We start from the raw sequence: 951 nt of genomic DNA, 5'->3' as shown, positions 1-951 counted from the left end.
AATCTTAGCTTCACCACCATGGGCAAATAGTTCTACAAATCCAGTAACACCATCTAATGAATTAGCTTCTATAATACCTTCATTATTTACAACACCTTTTAGTAGTTCATCTACTGCATTTGTTGTAAGATAAATCTTTCCACCATCAGCATATATAGCACCTTTATTTTCAACTAGTGAATCAAGTACTCCTTTATTTACTGTTAGGTCTACTATTGAGTTTCCATTTAGATTAATACTTACTTCATCTGCACCAATTAGTCTAACACTTCCACGTACAGCTTTTATTGTTCCTTCATTTGAAACTGTATTTGCTAAAAGAGTTGCATATCCACTATCAGAAATATCTATTTCTCCAAGATTAATTACAGACTCAGTTGAAGAACCTTTGAAGTTATAGTTACCACTATTAAAGTCATTATCAGAAAGATTTTTTGTAGTTGCTAGAAGACCAGCTGTATTAATCTTAGCATTTTTACCAAATAAAACACCATTTGAATTCAATATCCAAACTTGCCCATTTGCATTAAGTGCTCCATTGATAATAGATTTTTCATTTCCTATTACTCTGTTTAAAGCAATACTATTTACATTTGGTTGTTTGAAGTTTACTATTTCATCTTTAGCAATATTAAACTTATCCCAATTGATAGTTACTTTATTTGTATTTTGAATGATATTTGTAGTGTTACCACTCGAAGAGATGTTTGCACTACCAGAAGTTACAACGCTTCCTGATGGAGCTGCAAAAGATAAAGTAGTAGTTCCAAGTAGAGCACTTACTACTAAACTTATCTTCCCACCTTTTAGGATTCTAAATCGTGAGCTAAAATCAACTAGTCTTTTCATTATTCTTTCCCTTGTTAATTGAATATTTAAATATTCTAACAAGTGAAAGTCAAATGAAAGTCAAATGAAGTTTATAATCAAATAATTTCTTTAGTTTTATTT

General features: G+C 30.3%; 1 protein-coding gene. It reads right to left on the bottom strand.

The genetic code is table 11. The features are described 5' to 3' along the window. On the bottom strand, positions 1-849 hold an 849-nt coding region (locus tag CRV02_RS14275), incomplete at its 3' end, for a filamentous hemagglutinin N-terminal domain-containing protein (RefSeq protein ID WP_129090900.1). Positions 850-951 lie beyond the last annotated feature (102 nt).

Origin of the sequence: Arcobacter sp. CECT 8989 (genome assembly GCF_004116715.1) — a bacterium.
GTDB lineage: Bacteria > Campylobacterota > Campylobacteria > Campylobacterales > Arcobacteraceae > Halarcobacter.
Note: the sequence above shows the minus strand (reverse complement) of the source record. Positions and strands in the feature narration are given on the sequence as shown.